The sequence below is a fragment of the Clostridium celatum genome, from assembly GCF_021412605.1.
In the GTDB taxonomy this organism is placed as follows: domain Bacteria; phylum Bacillota; class Clostridia; order Clostridiales; family Clostridiaceae; genus Clostridium; species Clostridium celatum.
In genome coordinates, this window is sequence record NZ_JAJKGM010000003.1 from 23,494 (window position 1) to 42,892 (window position 19,399).

The 19,399-nt window shown below is 27.8% G+C and carries 17 protein-coding genes and 1 tRNA gene; 15 read left to right on the forward strand and 3 right to left on the reverse strand.

What is annotated here, in order from left to right; genetic code table 11:
* Positions 1 to 9 precede the first annotated feature (9 nt).
* The 3 genes from sdaAB (at position 10) to LPC13_RS02060 (ending at position 2,526) form a co-directional block, all read left to right on the forward strand.
* The gene (gene sdaAB, locus LPC13_RS02050; RefSeq protein ID WP_234088499.1) at positions 10 to 687 is read left to right on the forward strand and encodes an L-serine ammonia-lyase, iron-sulfur-dependent subunit beta; all 678 of its coding nucleotides are present in this window, start codon (positions 10 to 12) and stop codon (positions 685 to 687) included.
* A gap of 1 nt (position 688) precedes the next feature.
* Positions 689 to 1,567 carry an L-serine ammonia-lyase, iron-sulfur-dependent, subunit alpha gene (gene sdaAA, locus LPC13_RS02055; RefSeq protein WP_040418866.1) on the forward strand — a complete coding sequence of 293 codons (879 nt, stop codon included), beginning with the start codon at positions 689 to 691 and terminating at the stop codon, positions 1,565 to 1,567.
* Between the two features lie 128 nt (positions 1,568 to 1,695).
* Positions 1,696 to 2,526, forward strand: coding sequence for a hydroxyethylthiazole kinase (locus tag LPC13_RS02060; protein WP_005211767.1), 831 nt, complete (start codon positions 1,696 to 1,698; stop codon positions 2,524 to 2,526).
* A 41-nt stretch (positions 2,527 to 2,567) separates the two neighbouring features.
* On the opposite strand, the gene fba is transcribed toward LPC13_RS02060, so the two are convergent.
* Positions 2,568 to 3,431, reverse strand: coding sequence for a class II fructose-1,6-bisphosphate aldolase (fba, locus tag LPC13_RS02065; RefSeq protein ID WP_195244907.1), 864 nt, complete (start codon positions 3,429 to 3,431; stop codon positions 2,568 to 2,570).
* Positions 3,432 to 3,725: 294 nt separating this feature from the next.
* On the opposite strand from fba, the gene LPC13_RS02070 reads away from it, so the two are divergent.
* Positions 3,726 to 4,565: a PHP domain-containing protein gene (locus LPC13_RS02070; RefSeq protein WP_234088501.1), complete on the forward strand. Its 840-nt coding sequence runs from the start codon at positions 3,726 to 3,728 to the stop codon at positions 4,563 to 4,565.
* A gap of 156 nt (positions 4,566 to 4,721) precedes the next feature.
* On the forward strand, positions 4,722 to 6,686 hold the full coding sequence (locus LPC13_RS02075) for a sensor histidine kinase (protein ID WP_005211759.1): 1,965 nt from the start codon (positions 4,722 to 4,724) through the stop codon (positions 6,684 to 6,686).
* Positions 6,687 to 6,729: 43 nt separating this feature from the next.
* Here LPC13_RS02075 and LPC13_RS02080 read toward each other — a convergent pair.
* Positions 6,730 to 6,816: transfer RNA gene (locus tag LPC13_RS02080), tRNA-Leu, on the reverse strand.
* Positions 6,817 to 6,951: 135 nt separating this feature from the next.
* Between LPC13_RS02080 and recQ the strand changes: the two genes are divergently transcribed.
* The 7 genes from recQ to LPC13_RS02115 all read left to right on the forward strand — a co-directional run bounded on the left by recQ (position 6,952) and on the right by LPC13_RS02115 (position 15,036).
* Complete coding sequence (recQ, locus tag LPC13_RS02085; RefSeq protein WP_195244904.1) at positions 6,952 to 8,718, forward strand: DNA helicase RecQ; 1,767 nt, start codon at positions 6,952 to 6,954, stop codon at positions 8,716 to 8,718.
* Between the two features lie 291 nt (positions 8,719 to 9,009).
* Positions 9,010 to 10,932: a PrkA family serine protein kinase gene (locus LPC13_RS02090; protein ID WP_195244903.1), complete on the forward strand. Its 1,923-nt coding sequence runs from the start codon at positions 9,010 to 9,012 to the stop codon at positions 10,930 to 10,932.
* 5 nt (positions 10,933 to 10,937) lie between these two features.
* Complete coding sequence (gene yhbH, locus LPC13_RS02095; protein WP_005211753.1) at positions 10,938 to 12,110, forward strand: sporulation protein YhbH; 1,173 nt, start codon at positions 10,938 to 10,940, stop codon at positions 12,108 to 12,110.
* Between the two features lie 2 nt (positions 12,111 to 12,112).
* Complete coding sequence (locus LPC13_RS02100) at positions 12,113 to 13,483, forward strand: SpoVR family protein (RefSeq protein WP_005211752.1); 1,371 nt, start codon at positions 12,113 to 12,115, stop codon at positions 13,481 to 13,483.
* A gap of 175 nt (positions 13,484 to 13,658) precedes the next feature.
* Complete coding sequence (locus LPC13_RS02105) at positions 13,659 to 14,201, forward strand: rubrerythrin family protein (protein WP_195244900.1); 543 nt, start codon at positions 13,659 to 13,661, stop codon at positions 14,199 to 14,201.
* A gap of 11 nt (positions 14,202 to 14,212) precedes the next feature.
* Complete coding sequence (locus LPC13_RS02110) at positions 14,213 to 14,617, forward strand: hypothetical protein (protein ID WP_005211745.1); 405 nt, start codon at positions 14,213 to 14,215, stop codon at positions 14,615 to 14,617.
* Between the two features lie 35 nt (positions 14,618 to 14,652).
* The gene (locus tag LPC13_RS02115) at positions 14,653 to 15,036 is read left to right on the forward strand and encodes a hypothetical protein (RefSeq protein ID WP_005211743.1); all 384 of its coding nucleotides are present in this window, start codon (positions 14,653 to 14,655) and stop codon (positions 15,034 to 15,036) included.
* Positions 15,037 to 15,113: 77 nt separating this feature from the next.
* Here LPC13_RS02115 and pssA read toward each other — a convergent pair whose 3' ends face one another.
* On the reverse strand, positions 15,114 to 15,635 hold the full coding sequence (gene pssA, locus LPC13_RS02120; protein WP_005211741.1) for a CDP-diacylglycerol--serine O-phosphatidyltransferase: 522 nt from the start codon (positions 15,633 to 15,635) through the stop codon (positions 15,114 to 15,116).
* A 268-nt stretch (positions 15,636 to 15,903) separates the two neighbouring features.
* Here pssA and LPC13_RS02125 point away from each other — a divergent pair, with 268 nt between their 5' ends.
* The 3 genes from LPC13_RS02125 to LPC13_RS02135 all read left to right on the forward strand — a co-directional run bounded on the left by LPC13_RS02125 (position 15,904) and on the right by LPC13_RS02135 (position 19,247).
* Positions 15,904 to 16,785, forward strand: a complete 882-nt coding sequence (locus tag LPC13_RS02125) for a YegS/Rv2252/BmrU family lipid kinase (RefSeq protein ID WP_040418864.1) — start codon at positions 15,904 to 15,906, stop codon at positions 16,783 to 16,785.
* 263 nt (positions 16,786 to 17,048) lie between these two features.
* The gene (locus LPC13_RS02130) at positions 17,049 to 17,504 is read left to right on the forward strand and encodes a hypothetical protein (RefSeq protein ID WP_234088503.1); all 456 of its coding nucleotides are present in this window, start codon (positions 17,049 to 17,051) and stop codon (positions 17,502 to 17,504) included.
* Positions 17,505 to 17,993: 489 nt separating this feature from the next.
* Positions 17,994 to 19,247, forward strand: coding sequence for a magnesium transporter (locus LPC13_RS02135; protein ID WP_005211734.1), 1,254 nt, complete (start codon positions 17,994 to 17,996; stop codon positions 19,245 to 19,247).
* Positions 19,248 to 19,399: the final 152 nt, after the last annotated feature.

Consider the following 19,399-nt stretch of genomic DNA (forward strand, 5'->3'; position numbering starts at 1 on the left):
ATTTACATAATGAAAAGTGTAGGTGTTTTTGATATACTTGGTCCTATAATGGTTGGACCGTCATCATCTCATACTGCTGGAGCAGCTAGACTTGGAAAAGTTGCAAGAGCTGTTGCTGGTGGAGACATAAAAGAAGTTACGTTTTTATTGCATGGATCTTTTGCAAAAACATATAAAGGGCATGGAACTGATAGAGCATTAGTTGCAGGAATATTAGGAATGGAACCAAGTGATTTAAGATTAAGAGATTCTTTAGAAATAGCTAGAGAAAAAGGGCTTAAAATTAGATTTAAAGAAGCAGATTTAGGAGATGTTCATCCAAATACAGTTAAGTTTCTTATAAAGGGAGAAGAGTGCGTATATGAGTTAGTTGGTTCATCTATTGGTGGAGGAAGTATAGAAGTTAATGAGGTTAATGGAAATTCAGTTAACTTTACAGGTGCATATCCAACAATAATTGTATCTAATAAAGATGTACCAGGTGTAGTTTCTAAAGTGACATCACTTTTATATGATAATGATATAAATATTGCATTTATGAAGGTTTTTAGAAATCAAAAAGGTAAAGATGCAACAATGGTATTTGAAGTTGACCATGAAGTTACACCAGAAATAATAGGTAATGTTAAAGCAATAGAAGGTATAAATAAAGTTATAATGATTAACCCAATTAAGGATGGTGAATAAGATGCTAGCAAGATCTGGTGAAGAATTATTAAAGATTTGCAAGGAAGAAAATATATCATTAAGTGAATATGCTATTAGAATTGAAATGAGAGATAAAGAGCTTTCAAGAGAAGAAGTATATGAAAAAATGGCAAAAAATCTTAAGGTTATGAAAGATGGTGCCACTGAAGGTAGGGAAAAGGAAGTTAATTCTTTAAGTGGTCTTATTGGCGGAGATGGATATAGGGTACAGAAGTACTTAGAAAAGGGAGAAACTTTAACTGGAGATGTAACAGTAAAAGCAATGGCAATGGCATTATCTTCATCAGAAGTTAATGCAGCAATGGGAAGAATAGTTGCATGTCCTACAGCAGGATCTTGTGGTATATTACCTGCAGTAATATTATCAGCAGGGGAAAAGCTTTGTAAAACTGATGAAGAGCTTATAGATGCCTTATTTGCATCAGCTGCAGTTGGAATGATAATTGGTATGAATGCAACTCTTTCAGGAGCAGAAGGAGGATGTCAAGCAGAGTGTGGATCAGCGGCAGCTATGGGTGCAGCAGCAGTAGTTGAAATGATGGGTGGAACACCAGAAATGAGTTTAGATGCCGCTGCAATAGTACTTAAAAATATCTTAGGCCTTGTATGTGACCCAGTAGCTGGACTAGTTGAAATTCCATGTGCAAAAAGAAATGCTGCAGGAGCAATAAGTGCATTATGTACAGCAGATTTAGTTATGGCAGGAGTAAGTAGTAAAATACCTTTTGATGATACAGTTTCAGCTATGTATAGAGTAGGAAAGAGTTTACCATCGGAGTTAAGAGAAACTGCAATGGGAGGAGTTGCTGTTACTAAAGCAGGACTTATCCTACGTAAAAAAGTCTTCGGAGAAGAGTAAAGGTATGTTGTAAACAAGCATAATGATGAAAAGTTTGCAATTTAACTAAATTATGCACGTTGTGAAAATTGTCGAATATTATGATAGTAGGCAAATTTGCACTATGGATATAAAGTGGGGAAAAGCTTATGAAGCTTAGTAAGGAATCTATTGATTATATTTTAGGCTTGCAAAAGAAGATATTGCCTAATATTTGCTTTTCAAACTCAGAAAATATTCGAGTAATTAAAGATATAATAATGAATTATAATGGAAAGGTTAGTTTTATATCAAAAGATAATAAAAAGGATATAAAATCAATAAATACATTATTAATTTTTATGGAATCTTTAAATGAAGAAGAAAGTTTTAATTTAGAAAAATTATTAATTAATTTAGGTAAACAAGCGGTAGTGATATTGGATGCTAAAGGAATAGATTCAGTAATATACAAAAGAAATTTAGTATTAAGCTTTTTAAATAGAGGGAAGATAGGAATTATAAAGGGAACAAAAAGCCAAATTGAAGCGTTAATTAAAGTACAAGATAATAGTAAAATTTATAATATAGATACTAACTTTAAGTATAGAGATTTTTCAAAGAAAAATAATATAATTTTAATAGTTGAAGATGAGGGATACTATATTACTGAGGGGTATAGTGAGTTTTATATACAAGATAATAATATAGTATTAGATAAAGAAATATTAGATTGTATTTATGAGTGTATATTATCTGTAGGAGTGAGTGTCTGTAAAAATAAGTGTGAAATGGTTCAAGCTATTTTAATCTCAACACTAGTATTTATAATTTCTAAAGAAATGGCTGTAGTAAAATTTGAAAAAGAATTTATGGATGAAGGAGATTATGAATATAATAAAGATGAGACTTTATATAAATATATAATAGATGAGATACATGAGATAACTTCAAAATCTATAGAAGATTGTGATAAAATACGGTATTCATTTAAAAGTTAAATAAAAAGAGCACTTTTGTGCTCTTTTTATATTTATAGGAATTAAGCTTTATTGATTGATCCGAATAATTCCATTTTTTCTTTAACTGTAGCTTTGATAGCTTCGAATCCAGGATTTAATAACTTTCTTGGGTCAAATCCTTTTCCTTCTTTATCTTTTCCAGCTTCAATGTAAGCTCTTGTAGCTTCTTGGAATGCTAATTGACATTCAGTGTTAACGTTGATTTTAGAAACTCCTAAAGAGATAGCTTTCTTAATCATTTCTTCTGGAATTCCAGTACCACCGTGTAATACTAATGGCATGTTTCCACAAGCGTTGTTGATTTCTTCTAAAGCATCAAAAGCAAGTCCTTGCCAGTTTTCTGGGTATTTTCCGTGGATGTTTCCGATACCAGCAGCTAACATAGTAACTCCTAAATCAGCAATTGATTTACATTCTTGAGCATCAGCAACTTCACCTTTACCAACAACTCCATCTTCTTCTCCACCGATTGAACCAACTTCTGCTTCTAAAGATAATCCTTTTTCTGCAGTAGCTTTAACTAATTCAGTAGTTTTAGCAATGTTTTCTTCTATAGCATAGTGAGATCCATCGAACATTACTGAAGAGAATCCAGCTTCCATAGCAGCGTAACATCCTTCATAGCTACCGTGGTCTAAGTGTAGAGCAACTGGTACAGTTATGTTTAATTCTTCTAACATACCGTTAACCATTCCAACGATAGTTTTGTAACCACACATATATTTTCCAGCACCTTCAGATACTCCTAAGATTACTGGTGAGTTATTTTCTTGAGCAGTTAATAAAACAGCTTTAGTCCATTCTAAGTTGTTAATGTTGAATTGACCAACAGCATATTTTCCTTCTCTTGCTTTGTTTAACATTTCTTTAGCTGAAACTAACATGGCAATACCTCCGTATATTTCAATTTAAATTTATTGGGAATATAATTAGATAAATTAGAATGTTATTTTATTAACAATACCATATCGTTTTTATTCTCCATTGGTTATTATACCTTAAATTAATAAGAAAGAAAACAAAAAATTATGTAAATTAACTTTTAAGAAGGTAATTATAACGCTTTAACTAGACAATTTATAAGTAAATATATAAAATATATCTAATATTACTAGTTTAGAGTAAGCGTTTAATACTTATTAATAAATATAGTAAGATTACACTAAGGAGGGAAAGTTATGTTGGTAGATTTACATATACACACATATTATTCAGATGGAACTATGTCTCCACAAGAGGTTGTTGAGGATGCTAAAAGCAAAGGATTAGGTATAATTGCAATAACTGACCATGATGTTTTAGATTCTTATAATGAGTTTAAAGCTGAAGCTGAAAAGAATGGAATAATAGCTATAAGAGGGGTAGAAATAGATTCTATATTTGAAGGGCATTTAGTTCACTTATTAGCTTATAAGTTTAATGATAATGAAAGATTTATCAATTTGGTAAATGAAGCAAAAAGAACTTTACTTAAAACTAGTGAAGAACTTATTAAAAAGATGGCTAATGATTATGAAAACATATCTATAGAAGATTATGATTCTTATGAATATGATAGAAGAAAAGGTGGTTGGAAGGGGATACATTACCTTTTAGAAAGAAATATAACAGAAGGACTATTTGATGGAATGAAATTTTATGGACAATATGAATGTGGTCATGAAAAATTTGATTTTCCAAGTGTAAAAGAGGTATGTGAAGTTACACATGAAGCCGGTGGATATGTGGTACTAGCACATCCTTGCAACTATTATAAAGATAAAACTAAGGAAGAAATTTTAGAAAAATTAGATATATTAAAGAACCTTGGTATTGATGGAGTGGAATGCTACTATCCAGCTAATAGTGAATTAATGACAGAAACATGTTTGGAGTTTTGTAAGAAAAATGATTTAATAATAACTGCTGGTTCTGATGGGCATGGTGATTTTGGAGCTGTTAGTAAAGGGATAGAGTACTATATTGGAGCTATAAATAAAGATAGTAGCTTATTAAATATTGATAAATTATTAAAATAAAATAGAAGTGCTTTTTATTGATAATGAGGATATATCAAAATCTAATTTGATATATTCTCATTATTTATTTTCAAGATATTTTAATGTTTTTATATATTTATCATTAAAAATACACATTATATAAGTAAAATGATTTAAGTATAGGGGTAGCTAGTTATGGGTAATAAAAAAATATTAATTGTAATATTAAACTTATTTATACTTTTCGCTTTAATACCATACGAAATATATAATTGCAAAGTCAATTTTAATGACGGTAAAAAAATTCTTGTAATAGCTTCTTATTCGATAAATAATAATTGGGAAACTTCAGTAATTGATGGATTACAGAACTCAGCGAAAAAGGAACACTCTATAAAAGTAGAATTTTTAGATAGTAAAGTGTTATCAAGTGAAGAATATGATAGTAGCTTTATTAATTTACTTAATCTTAAATATTATAACAATATAGATTATATAATAACTCTAGATGATGAAGCATTTCAATTAGTTAGAAGTAATTTATTTAATGAAGAATTATTTACCTATAAAAAACCAATAATTTTTGCAGGAGTAAATAATAATATATCATTAACAAATGAAGAAAGTGAGTATATTACAGGAATTATAGAATATCAAGATAATTTACCAATGGTAAATATAATGTTAACTGCAGGTAAAAAAATAGATAATATTTATTTGCTTTTAGATAATAGCATTTATTCTTACACAATAAATGAAAATATTAAAAATTCAATTGAATTCGCGGAAAAACCATATAATGTAAATGTTGTAAGAAGTGTTTATTTCGAAGATATTTTAGAGGAAGTTAAGAAAATAGATTATAAAAACTCTGCAATTTTATTAGGATGTACATATAAAAATATTGAAAATAATGAAAATATAAAACCAGAAGTGCTTATTAGTAATATAAAAAAATTAACTAAAGCACCTATTTATACAACTCTTGAAGAATATGTTGAAGCTGGAGCTATTGGTGGAATAGTTAATGATGGATATAAACTTGGAACATTAATTAATAATATTTTAGAAAGTATTATAGCTAGAAATAATATATACAATATAGTTCCACCACATGATACTTTTAGTGTGCCTGTTTTCAATTTTAAATCTATTAGAGAATATAATATAAATCCATTAAGACTACCAAAGGATACTGTTTATATAAACAAGAAATTTTATAATATATTATTACCTAAATATATGATTATAATAATTTATAGTTTAATAGCTTTGTTTATAACTGGAATTGTAGTATTGATATATTCATTAGTTATTAATAGAAAAAGAATGAAAAAAAACAATTTGTTATTAATAGAATCTATAGAAAGAGAAAAGGTAAAGACAGATTTTATAGTAACTATATCTCATGAACTTAGAACTCCGTTAAATATAATAATTAATGCTACTAATTTACTTAAAATTAATGTAAAACAGAACAAATATGATAAAATGTTTTTTTTAGAAAAGTTAGATTATATAATGAAAAACTCCAATAGGCTTAGAAAATATATAAATAATCTTATAGATGTAAATAGATTAGAAATGGGATATGTTGATGCACAGTTTAAAAATGAAAATATAGTTGAAGTAGTTGAAGATGTTACATTAAATATTGTTGATTTAGCAAGAAAGTATAATATACAAGTTATTTTTGATACAGATGAAGAGGAAATAATTACGGCTATAGATAAAATTAAAATTGAAAGAGTTATACTAAATCTTTTATCTAATGCCATTAAATTCACTAACGATGGTGGAACTATACTGGTATCAGTAGAAAGAAAAGAGAGTAGTATAATTATAAAAATTAAAGATAATGGTATAGGAGTGTCTGAAGAAAATAAAAATCATATATTTGAAAAATTTAAAAGAGCAGATTTCAATGAAGGATTTATAAGACAAAATGAGGGTAGTGGGTTAGGGTTATTTATAGTGAAGGGATTAATAACTTTACATAAAGGTAGTATACAGTTAGAAAGTGAATTAAATAAGGGAACAACAGTTATTATAACTTTACCATTAAGAACAGTTGAAGTAAGTGAAAAAGAAGATAGTATAGTGGGAAATTCATTAGATTATATGGTTCAAATGGAGTTTTCGGATTTAGATAAAAAATAATAAAGAACAAAAAAAAGAACTTCAATTATTATTGAAGTTCTTTTGGTGCTGAAGACCGGAATCGAACCGGTACGGTATCGCTACCGCAGGATTTTAAGTCCTGTGCGTCTGCCTGTTCCGCCACTTCAGCAGGCAAGAATTATTATATTATGATATTATTATTAAGTCAATAGAAAAAAAAATATTATAAAAATATTATGCTGTTGGCAAAACTTATTGTATTGAATTAAAATTAATATAATAAATGTTTAGGTGGGTGAGGATAATGAATGTTATTTTTGATGTTTTAAATAAATACTATGGATATAATTCTTTTAGAAAAGGACAGTACGAAATTATAAATAACATTTTAAGAGGACGAGATAGCTTTTGTATAATGCCTACTGGTGGAGGTAAATCTATTTGTTATCAAGTACCTGCAATTTTATTTAAAGGTGTAACTATAGTTATATCTCCACTTATTTCATTAATGAAAGATCAGGTAGATAATTTAAATGAGAGTGGAATAAATGCAGAATATATAAATAGTAGTCAATCTTTAGAAGCCATTGATGTAATTATGGATAAATGTTTTACTGGAAAAGTAAAGCTTTTATATATAGCACCAGAAAGATTAGAAAATGAATTCTTTAAAAGAAAGCTAAGAAAACTTAACATAAGTCAAGTAGCCATAGATGAAGCTCATTGTGTATCAATGTGGGGACATGACTTTAGAAAAAGTTATAGCTTAATAGCAGATTTTATTAGTTCTTTGGATAGAAGACCTGTAGTTACTGCTTTTACAGCAACAGCTACTAAGTTGGTTAGAAGAGATGTGGTTAATCTCTTAGGGCTTAGAAATCCTTATACATATATAGGTAGTTTTGATAGAGAAAATTTATTGATTAAAGTATATGTTGAAGAGGATAAGCTTGAGTTAACTAAAGATATTATAAAGGAAAAAGAGGATAAAGCAGGTATAATTTATTGTGCAACGAGGAAAGAAGTAGATGGATTATATTATTATTTAAAAGATTTAGGATATAATGTTTTAAGATATCATGGTGGATTAAGAGATGATGAAAAAGAGTATAATCAAGAAGAGTTTTTAAATGAAAATTCTAATATAATGATTGCTACTAATGCTTTTGGAATGGGAATAGATAAAAGTAATGTAAGATATATAATTCATTTTACAATGCCTAAAAATATTGAAAGCTATTATCAAGAAATAGGTAGAGCCGGTAGAGATGGAGAAAATTCTGAATGTTACCTTTTATACAATAGAAGTGATATAAGAACTCTAGAATATTTAATTTACACAACGGTTCAATTAAATAGAAAAGAAATTGAAATTAAAAAGTTACAAAGTATGATAGATTTTTGTGAAAATAAAGGATGCTTTAGGGCTTTTATATTAAACTATTTTGGAGAAGAAGGTGCAAAGGAATATTGCACAAATTGCAGTAATTGCTTAAAAAATGATGAGCTTAGAGACTATACTATAGAAGCACAAAAGATATTATCTTGTGTATATAGAAGTAGAGAAAAATATGGGATAGCTGTATTGATAGATGTATTAAGAGGAATGATAGGACCTAAAATAGTTAATGACAAATTAAATCAATTATCCACTTATGGAATAATGAAGGATTATAGTAGTAAATTTATAAGAGATTTAATAAAGGCATTAATAGATTTTGAGTATGTTAGCTTAAAGGAAGGAACATATTCAATGTTAAAACTTAATGAAAAATCATATAGAGTGCTTAAATCAGAGCAGAAGGTTTTATTAAAATTAACTACTGAAAATGAAGAAAAAGTAATGAATAATTTATTGTTCAATACGCTTAAGAGATGGAGAAAAAATACAGCAATAAGAGAAGGTATTAAGCCATATATAATTTTTTCAGATGCAACCCTTATAGAATTAAGTAATAAAGTGCCAAGAAATCAAGAAGAACTATTGAAAATAAGAGGTATGGGTGAGAAGAAATTTGAAAAATATGGCCATGAAATATTAAATTTAATGCTAGAACAAAAAAATAAATAAGCTTATAAATTATAGTACATAGACAAAAATATTTATATAAGGAATTAATTAATATAAATAATAATATAATTTATAGTAAGAAAGTCAAAGGAGCCTGAACTTACAAGTGGGCTCTTTTTTGCTCAAAAAATTATTTTAAGACAAAGATTATTAAAAAAACAATAAAAAGATAAATTAACAATAATATTTATAAAATTTTATCATATAAAAATATAAAGAAGTCTAAATAAAAAAATAGTAATATAACTATTTATAGTAATAATATACTAAATTAAGGGGAGGGATAAGTTTATGAACTTTAGGGAATTTATAATTACAGATAGAGAGAGTAGAAACAATGAAAAGTTTGAAGGAACATTTTTGGATTATTTAGAAATAGTTAAGGAAAATCCTGACGTAGCAAAGCTTTCTCATAAGAGACTATATGATTTTATTATGAGCAAAGGTGTAGAGGTATTAAAGGGTGATGAAAATCCAAGAATAAGAAAAATATATGGAAATGACACTATTAAAAAATACGGATACTTTAAAGAAGACTTCTTTGGAATTGATAAAGTTATAATGAAAATTGTAAATTACTTAAATTCAGCATCTATGAAAGGTGAAGAAGCTAGACAAGTTTTATATTTAGTTGGGCCAGTAGGAGCCGGAAAATCATCTTTAGTAGAGGCATTAAAAAGTGCTTTAGTAGGTTGTGAACCTATATATGCAATTAAAGGATGTCCTATGCATGAAGAACCATTACATTTAGTTCCAAATCATTTGAGAGCTAAGTTTAATGATATGTTGGGAACTCAAATAGAAGGAGATTTATGTCCTATATGTAAATACAGATTAATACATGAGTTTAATGGAGAATATGAAAATTTCCCTGTAGAGAGAAAGAATTTCTCTATAAGATCAAGAAAGGGAATTGGAGTTGTTCCTCCAGTTGATCCTAATAACCAAGATACTTCAATACTTACAGGTTCTATAGATATTTCTAAAATGGATATGTATCCAGAAGACGATCCAAGAATATTTTCTCTTAATGGAGCATTTAATGTTGGAAATAGAGGTCTTGTGGAATTCATAGAAGTATTTAAGAATGATGTTGAATATCTTCATACTATAATAACTGCAACTCAAGAAAAATCTATACCATCACCAGGTAAAGGTTCAATGATTTATTTTGATGGATTAATAATTGCTCACTCAAATGAGGCTGAGTGGAATAAATTTAAATCAGATCATACAAATGAAGCAATTTTAGATAGAATAGTAAAGGTAGAAGTGCCTTATTGCTTAGAATTAGATGAAGAAATTAAGATTTATGAAAAAATATTAAGAAAGAGTAATTTTAAGGCTCATATTGCACCACATACAATTGAAATAGCATCAATGTTTGCAATTCTTTCAAGATTATCACCATCTGCTAAGGTAGATCCTATGACTAAACTTAGAATTTATAATGGTGAGGACTTAGTTGAAAAGGGAACTACAAAGAAAATTGATATAGTTGAGCTTAGAGAAGAAGCTGGTCCTTATGAAGGAATGAAAGGTATTAGTACTAGATTTATTATTAAAGCTATTGATAATGCACTTTCAAATTCAGAATTTGATTGTATAAATCCATTAAGCATAATGGAAAGTATAATTAAATCTGTAAAGGATATGGATATTTCTAATGATGATAAGAAGAAATATCTAGGATTTATTCAAGATACAATTCGTAAGGAATATAATAAAATTTTAGAAAAAGAAATAACTAAGGCATTTATTCATTCATTTAGAGAACAAGCTGAAAGTCTTTTCAATAATTATATTGATAATGCAGAAGCTTTTGTTAATAAAACTAGAATTAAAGACGCTCAAACTGGTGAAGAATTAAAACCAGATGAAGAATTTATGAGAAGTATAGAAGAACAAATAGGTGTTTCAGAAGCTTCAAGTAAAGGCTTTAGAGCAGATGTAACTTCTTATATGTTCTATTTAGTTAGAAATGGAGCAAAAATTGATTATACATCATATGAACCATTAAAAGAAGCCATAGAAAAGAAACTTATTGCATCTGTAAAAGATTTATCTAGAATAATAACAAAATCTAGAGTTAGAGATAAAGAACAAACTGAAAAATATAATACTATGGTTGAAGAAATGCAAAGGAATGGATATTGTTCACATTGTTGTGATGTAATTCTTAAATATGCAGCAAACAATTTGTGGAAGGATTGATAAGGATGGCTATATTTAGAGATAGTAGTGAAAATCCTGTTGAACACGATAGAAGCATAGAAGATAGAAGACGTCATAGGCAATTAGTTGAAAAATCCATTAAAGAAAATTTAGGAGATATACTTTCTGAAGAAAGTATAGTTGGAGAGACTAAAAATAAGAAATTTAAAATTCCCATTAGGGGTATAAAAGAATACCAATTTGTATTTGGTAGCAATAATAAGGGTGTTGCAACAGGAACAGGAGAAGAAAAAAGAGGAGATAAATTAGGCAGTGCAGATTCAAGTGGTAAGAAAGGAAATAAGGGCGCCGGGAACTCTGAGGGCGATGATATATATGAAACTGAAATAACACTTGAAGAGTTAATGGACTATATAGTAGAGGATTTAGATTTACCTAATTTAGATAAAAAGAAATATTCAGAGATAATAACTGAAAGTGCAAGTAGAAAAAGGGGATATCAAAGACATGGTATAAACCCAAGACTTGCTAAAAAGAGAACAGTTATGGCTAAAACTGCACGTAAGCAAGGAAAGAAGAGAGGACTTATAGAAGCAGGATTAGATCCAGAAATAGATAGGTTTCCATTTAGAGAAGATGATATGAGATATTATAGAGTTAAAAGTAAACCTAAAAAAGAAAGTAATGCAGTTATGATATTTATCATGGATGTATCTGGATCTATGGATAGTACAAAAAAATATTTAGCAAGATCATTCTTCTTTGTACTATCTACCTTTATAAGAAGGAAATACAATAATATTGCCTTTGAATTTATTTCACATACAACAATTGCAAAGCAAGTAAATGAATATGAGTTTTTCCATAAGGCTGAATCTGGAGGAACGTATATATCAAGCGGATTAAATCTTGCACTTAAGTTGATTGAAGAGAAGTATTCACCAGAAGTGTGGAACATATATCCGGTATATGCTAGTGATGGAGATAACTGGTCTGAAGATAATGAAAGAGCAATTGAATCTGTAAAAAAACTTTGTGAAATTAGCAATATGTTTGGTTATGCAGAACTATTACCATCAACTTATTCAACAACTATGTATTATAGATTTAATAAGGAAATAGTAGATAAAAAATTTGTATCTGTAGTTGTTAAGGAAAAAAAGAATTTATGGGATGCGCTTAAGCTAATGCTTAGTAAAGAGCTAAAGGAGGAGTAATAGTGGAGTATACTTTAAAAGATTTAGAAAAGTGGGATGAAAAGATAGAGAAAAAAGCTGTAGAATTTGGGTTAGATTATTATCCACAAGAGTTTGAGATAATTGGATTTAATGAAATGCTAGCTTATGAATCTTATGTTGGAATGCCATCAAAGTATCCTCACTGGAGCTATGGTAAAGCATATGAGAAAAATAAGACATTATATTCTTTGAATCTAACAGGATTACCATACGAAATGGTTATAAACTCCAATCCGGCTATTGCATATCTTATGAAAGATAATACATTATTACTTCAGATATTGACTATGGCTCATGTTTATGGTCATAATGATTTCTTTAAAAATAATAGATTATTTAGAGAAGGGACAAAAGCTCATTATACTGTTGAAATGTTTAAGCTTGATGCAGAAATAATAAGAGGATATATAAATAATCCTAATATAGGTTATAGCAAAGTAGAAAAAATATTAGATGCTGCACATGCATTAAAATTTCAGATTCCACGAGTTGTTGGAATGAAGGAATTAACTCAAGAAGAAATAAAAGAAAATTTAATGAATGAGTATAATAGAAAAATAGAGGGAAGAGATTCATTAGATGATACTGCAGAAATACCTTTGCCAGATTTAAGCAAGATACCTCTTGAACCTTGTGATGATGTTATTGGGTTTATAATTAAGTATGGTAATTTAGAAGAGTGGGAAAAAAGTGTATTAAAAATAGTTAAAAGAGAAACAGAGTACTTTATGCCTCAAATAGAAACAAAAATAATGAATGAAGGATGGGCAAGCTATTGCCATTATAATATCCTTAAAAGTTTAGATTTACCAGAAGGATTACATTTTGAGTTTATAAAGCGCCACAATGATGTCATAGCTCCAATATTAGGAGGATTAAATCCATATTATATAGGATTTAAAGTTTTTGAAGATATAGAAAAAAGGTATGGAAGAGATAAAATCTTTGAAGTTAGATATATTGAAAGAGATAATTCCTTCTTAAGAAAGTACTTAACACAAGATTTGTGTAGGGAGCTTGGATTATTCCAATATGCTAAAAAGAGCTTTGAGTTTGTTGTTGATGAAGTATCTGATGAAGAAGGATGGCAATCTATTAGAGATACCATAGCTAATAACTGTGGCGTAGGTGGTATACCTTATATAAGAATAATTGATTTAAATAGGAAAGATGGTACATTGACTTTAGAGCATGTATTTGATGGAAGAGAACTTGAACTTATATATGCAAAAGAAACTATAAAATATTTATTTGATTTATGGGGACACAAGGTTGTATTAAATACCAAGACTAAAGAGGGTAGGGCAATACAAATTACTTGTGATAATGATAGAAGAGTATCAGTAAATTAAATAGTTAGAATAATAATAAAAAATATATTAACATTAAAAATGATGGATTAAGGATGAAAAGTAAGATGATTTTAGAAAAGTTATTTTACACAATTCGTAATCCGTCATTTTTATTTGTTGCATTTTTTTTAATTATGAATAACTTAATAGTAGAAATATTATAGAGGAGATTATAATGAATTTAAAAGGTAGTAAGACAGAGAAAAATTTATATAGAACATTTGCTGGAGAAAGTAGGGCTAGAAATAAATATACTTTATATGCAGAAAGGGCTAAAAAAGAAGGATACAGAAAAGTTGCAGAAGTTTTTGATATTACAGCAGAAAATGAATTAGCTCATGCAAGAAAAGTGTATGGTGATTTTCTTAACCTTATCTGTTCAACAAAGGAAAATTTAATGGATGCTATATGTGGGGAAACAGAGGAAGCTAATGATATTTATGCTAAGTTTGAAAAAGAGGCAAGGGAAGAAGGGTTTACTGAAATTGCAGATTTTTATAAAGAATTAAGAGAAGTTGAAGAGGAGCATGCAAAAAGGTTTAAAAAATTATATGACGATATAGAAAATGGTACTATGTTTAGCGGATCAAAAGACTCAAAATGGGTATGTATGAATTGTGGATATATATATGAAGGTGCAAATGCACCGATAAAATGCCCACTATGTTCATATCCAAGAGAATATTTTAAAGCATATTGTGAATCTAATGATGCATAGGAGGTGGAATCATGTTTATATCAATACCTAAAGAGTTTTTTGTTCCTGTAATTTATGGAGAAAATTTTGTTTTTAATGAAGAAAGCAATAACTTAGAGTTAGACACAAATTTATATAGAGAAAGTACAAAAACTAAGGCAACTGAGAATATACCAATTAAGGAGAGTAGTGTAAGTGAAGCAAAAAAAGAAACTATTATAAGTAATAAAAAAGCAGAAAGTACTATTGAAGAGAAAACAAATGTAGCTATTAAAAATAAAGCAGCAAAAAAAGAGTGTATAGAAATAAATACTATGTATATAGAACTTAAGAGTAAAGAGGTAGCTGATAAGTGTAAAATCTCTACGGATATATTTAGTGAATTAGATGATGAATATATTAATAATGTTGACAAGAAGGACTGTAAGAATAAGTAGATAATAAGTTAAAATTCATTAAATTGAGGTGTTAAATGAAATATAATCAATTAATGAAAGAGTATTATAGTAATGTAAATAATTTAACGCAATTATTGAGATCTATGGTGGATTCATATAGATTGTTGATTGCTGGAGCAGCAGAACTTAATAATATAAATGAAGCAAGAACAAGTTATGTTAAAGATGCTGTTCATAGGGCAGATAAATTGGGAGAAACAATTGATCATTTAATTGAATTAATAGATGATTGTGGAGAAAGTTATTTTCATTATTGTGCAGTTATTGGAGATTATATGCTAAAGAAGGGTGATAATAAGGCTATATTGACAGAAGTTGATGAAGAATTGCTTTTTAATGATGCAACAATGACAAGAGAAGAGTTTAAAGAAGTAAAAAAATATAAGGATGATAAATAAAAAAGATTTGTGAAGGGCTGAATCAAAATTAAATAAAATGATACAGCCCTTTTAAAATTATATAACCAGTTGTAGTGTTAGAATTTCCTTAGTTTAAAAGTACTTACCATTAAATAAGAACATAATAATATTAATAAAAAAGGAATAATAGCAGAAATATTTCCATTAACAGTAAATAAAGCGAATAAAGCTAAAAAACTTCCAGTAACAGTAATAGGAACCCCGGTAAAAACTCCATTAAATTCACTAGCATTATATCTAGCAAGTCTAAATGCACCACATATAGGAAATAAAAGTAATGAAATATACCCGAACAAGCCACTTGGTCCCAAAGTATTAAAATCAAATATTAGAAATATTAAAATAGCAGGTGCAACACCAAATGATACTAAATCTGCTAGTGAATCTAACTCTTTACCAAGATCACTAGAAACATTTAGAAATCTAGCTATCCTACCATCGTATCTATCTACCAATGCTGCTAAAAGTATAAAAATACAAGCTAACTTATATTTTTCTTCAAAGGTAGAAAGTAGAGATAGTATTCCAAAAGATAAATTAATAAATGTAAAGATGTTAGGAATACAACTTTTTTTCATATAATCACTCCTAAGTATATCTTATAATAAGATACAATTATAACACAAAGTAAAATAAAATTTAATAGAAAATAACATTATTAGAGTTATGGTAATATGTGTATAAACTTATTTATATAATATTATATAGATAAAGTTAGGTACATATGAAAAATAATGATATAAAAATAAGGAAATAACAGATAATATTAACAATTACCATTGCTAAGTTATATGAAATTGTTTTATGATATAATTTATTAAGGAAAATTAAGTGTGGAGGGATATAATGAAAAAAGTTAAATTAATATATAATCCATATTCGGGGGAAAATGTTATTTTGGCTAAGTTAGACAATGTAATAAATATTCATCAAGAATCAGGATATACTATTGTTCCTTATAGAATAAAAAGAGAATGTGGAATAGAAGAGGCATTTGCAGATGTTAAAGGTGGCAACTATGAATATATACTTATTGCCGGTGGAGATGGAACAGTAGATTCTGTTGTTAATGCTATGGCTAAGTTAGGAATTTCATTACCAATTGCTATTTTGCCAGTAGGTACTGCAAATGATTTTGCTAAATTCCTAGGTATACCTTTTGATGTAAATGAAGCTTGTAGAAAAATAATAAATTCAAGTGCTGTTGGAGTAGATCTTGGAAGCATAAATGATAAATATTTTGTAAATGTAGCTAGTACGGGGTTATTTACAGATGTTTCTCAAAAGACAGATATAAATTTAAAGAATACAATAGGAAAGCTTGCATATTATTTAAAAGGTTTAGAAGAGTTACCTAATTTTAGACCTTTAAAGGTTAAAATAACTTCTGATGAAGTAAATTTTGAAGGTAATATGTATCTTATGTTAGTGTTTAATGGGCAAACTGCAGGTAATTTTTCTTTAGCTAATAAAGCAAGTGCTACAGATGGAAAATTAGATGTTATCATATTTAAAGCTGTACCTCTTTACGAGTTAATACCTTTATTTATAAAAATACTAAGAGGTGAACATCTAGATTCAGAAGGAGTGCTATATTTTAAAACAGAACATATTCATATAGAGTGTGATGAAGGAATTGTTACTGATATTGATGGTGAAAGAGGACCAGATTTTCCACTAGAAGTTAAATGTATTAAAGGTGGAGTTAAAATTTTAGGAATAAATTAATTTATTTAAAGAATAAATAAAAAGTAAAATTAATAATTATAAATAATAGTATTTTTGAAAGGAAGTAAAATATGATAGCTTTTACTTATTTATGTATATTATTATTTATAATTATTTTTATTTTTTATCTAATGTATTTGAATAATAAAAAATCACCTAAAAAAATAAAATTAGTATATTCAATAGCATTACTAACACTTTTACTTAGATATATCTCTTTGGTAGTTTTATGGATAGTTGAAAAGCAAAGCATAATATATAGTATGAAATCATTAACGCAAACTAACTATATAGCAATTCCACTTTTGGCATTAATAGCGCTATATATTTTTTTGAGGATGGAAGATAAAAGTTTTGATTATAATTATGTTTTTACAATTATACTAATTATAAGTTATGTAATTATTATAAAAATTTATAAGCTTGATATTAAAATAGATAGTGTATTTGGGTTTATTGTAAGATTTAAAGAAATATTAGTACCAAGTTTAATTTATTTAATAATATTGGCAGCTATTATGATTATAACCCTTCTTTTAGGAGATAAACCTTATAGTAATAAAAAAGGGATGAGGTTATTGATGATTTCATTAATAGTATTAATAGGAGAATTTATTATGTTTGTGAGCAATATGATGATTTTTCCATATAATATTGTAGGAGAGGTTTTTATGCTTATTTGTAGTTATAATGCTATAAATACTTTTAAAATAAGGTAAAAAAGGATATGTTTAGAGTAAAAATCAAGGTATATCTAAATAAAAATATAATTTAATAAATATATGGTATTTAAAGTATTGCCTTTTAGAGTTGCTTTAATATAATATTAATATGAGACACCCCTAAAAAGGGGTTTTTGTATGTAGTTTAAAATAAATTGAAATATTTTGCTGCAAGATTATTGTATAGTCAATTGAAAAAATTAAATTTATAAAAAATGGTGGTGAGATTAAATGGAGGGTGTCCCTCAGAGGATAAATTTAAGAAAATTGAATATAAACATAAAAAGAGAGGAAAACTTTCATTTAAGTGAGATTCCAACTTTAGCTTTAGCAAGTAAAACTTATGTATAGTAAATTTTATTTACTAAAGTAAATTGAGCAAATAGTAGTAATTTTATAGGTTTAATTTACACAAAATTAGCAAAAGAAAATTGTAGCTCATTATAAATATTGAATTTCCTCTCTGTTAATGAAGGAGGAAGTTGTATGGAAAAACTATCTGTTTTCCTATTTACTAGTATATTAGGCAAGAAGATGTATGACGAATTTAATGATGTGCTAGGGGAGTTAAAGGATATATACGTAACTACTGATGATGGATATCCAAGAGTAATAGGTTATAAGGTGAGACGAGATGGAGTTACTTTTCATTATGAATTTAGAAGTATAATTTTTTATTCTATAGATAACAATGTTAAGATAATGACAAGAGGTAGTAAGGAAATACTTCCAAGAACGTATTCTTATTTACTATCTAGAAACTTATTAGATAAAAAGATTGTTGATATTAATGGTAAGCAAGTTGTAAGAGTTGATGACTTAAGAATAGCAGAAATTGCTGGAGAATATAGAGTAATTGCTGTTGAAACAGGACCGCTTGCTAAGTTCAGAAGAATGAAGTGTCAAGGTTTAGGAAAGTTTATATATAAGGTTATGAATAAGGATTATGATGATAAAGTTCTTATGTGGGATGATGTTGAATCTTTAGAAATGGTAAATAAAAATTTGCAAATTTCAGTGCCATATAAAAAACTATCTACATTACATCCAGCTGACTTAGCTGATATATTAGAGAATCTTGATGCAGGGCATAGAAAGCAAATAATTGAATCTTTAGATGAGGATTTAGCGGCAGATACTCTAGAAGAAATTGAACCAGAGTATAGGGGAAGTATACTTAAAGATTTAAGTGAAGCTAAAGCGGCTGAAGTATTAGAGAATATGCCTAATGATGAAATTGCTGATATTTTAGATGAACTTAATGATGATGAAAGAGAAAAGATACTTGTAAATTTAGAAACTGAAGATGCTGAAGAAGTAAAAGAATTACTAAAATATGAAGACGAAACAGTTGGAAGTGTAATGAGTAAGGATTTTATTGCTTTTAATTTAGATATTACTATTGGAGAAATAATAGATATATTAAGAGAAACTAATCCAGAAGATGAAGAATTAAATTCTATATTTATAAAAGATGAAGAGGATAGGCTTATAGGAGTACTTGGATTAAAGGATTTACTGTTAAATGATTCAAGTGTTAAGGCTAAGGAAATAATGAATGAAAATATAGATGTTCTTAAGCACTATGAAGATATACATGAGGCTGTTGAAATTTCAGCAAAGTATGATTTATTAACAATACCAGTTGTAGATGAAAAAAACATGTTAATAGGTGTGGTAAATACACATGATTTAATTGATGAAATATTATATCCTATATGGAAGAAGAAGAATAAGTAAAAAATTCCCAAAAAGTGTTGACTTTTTGAAATATAAGAATATAATAAAAATATAAAGTTTAGTTAAATACTCGGAATTAAGACTATGAAGAAGGAAAGTAGTATAAAGGATGGTTACAGAGAGAAAAGGATGCTGTGAACTTTTTACCGGTA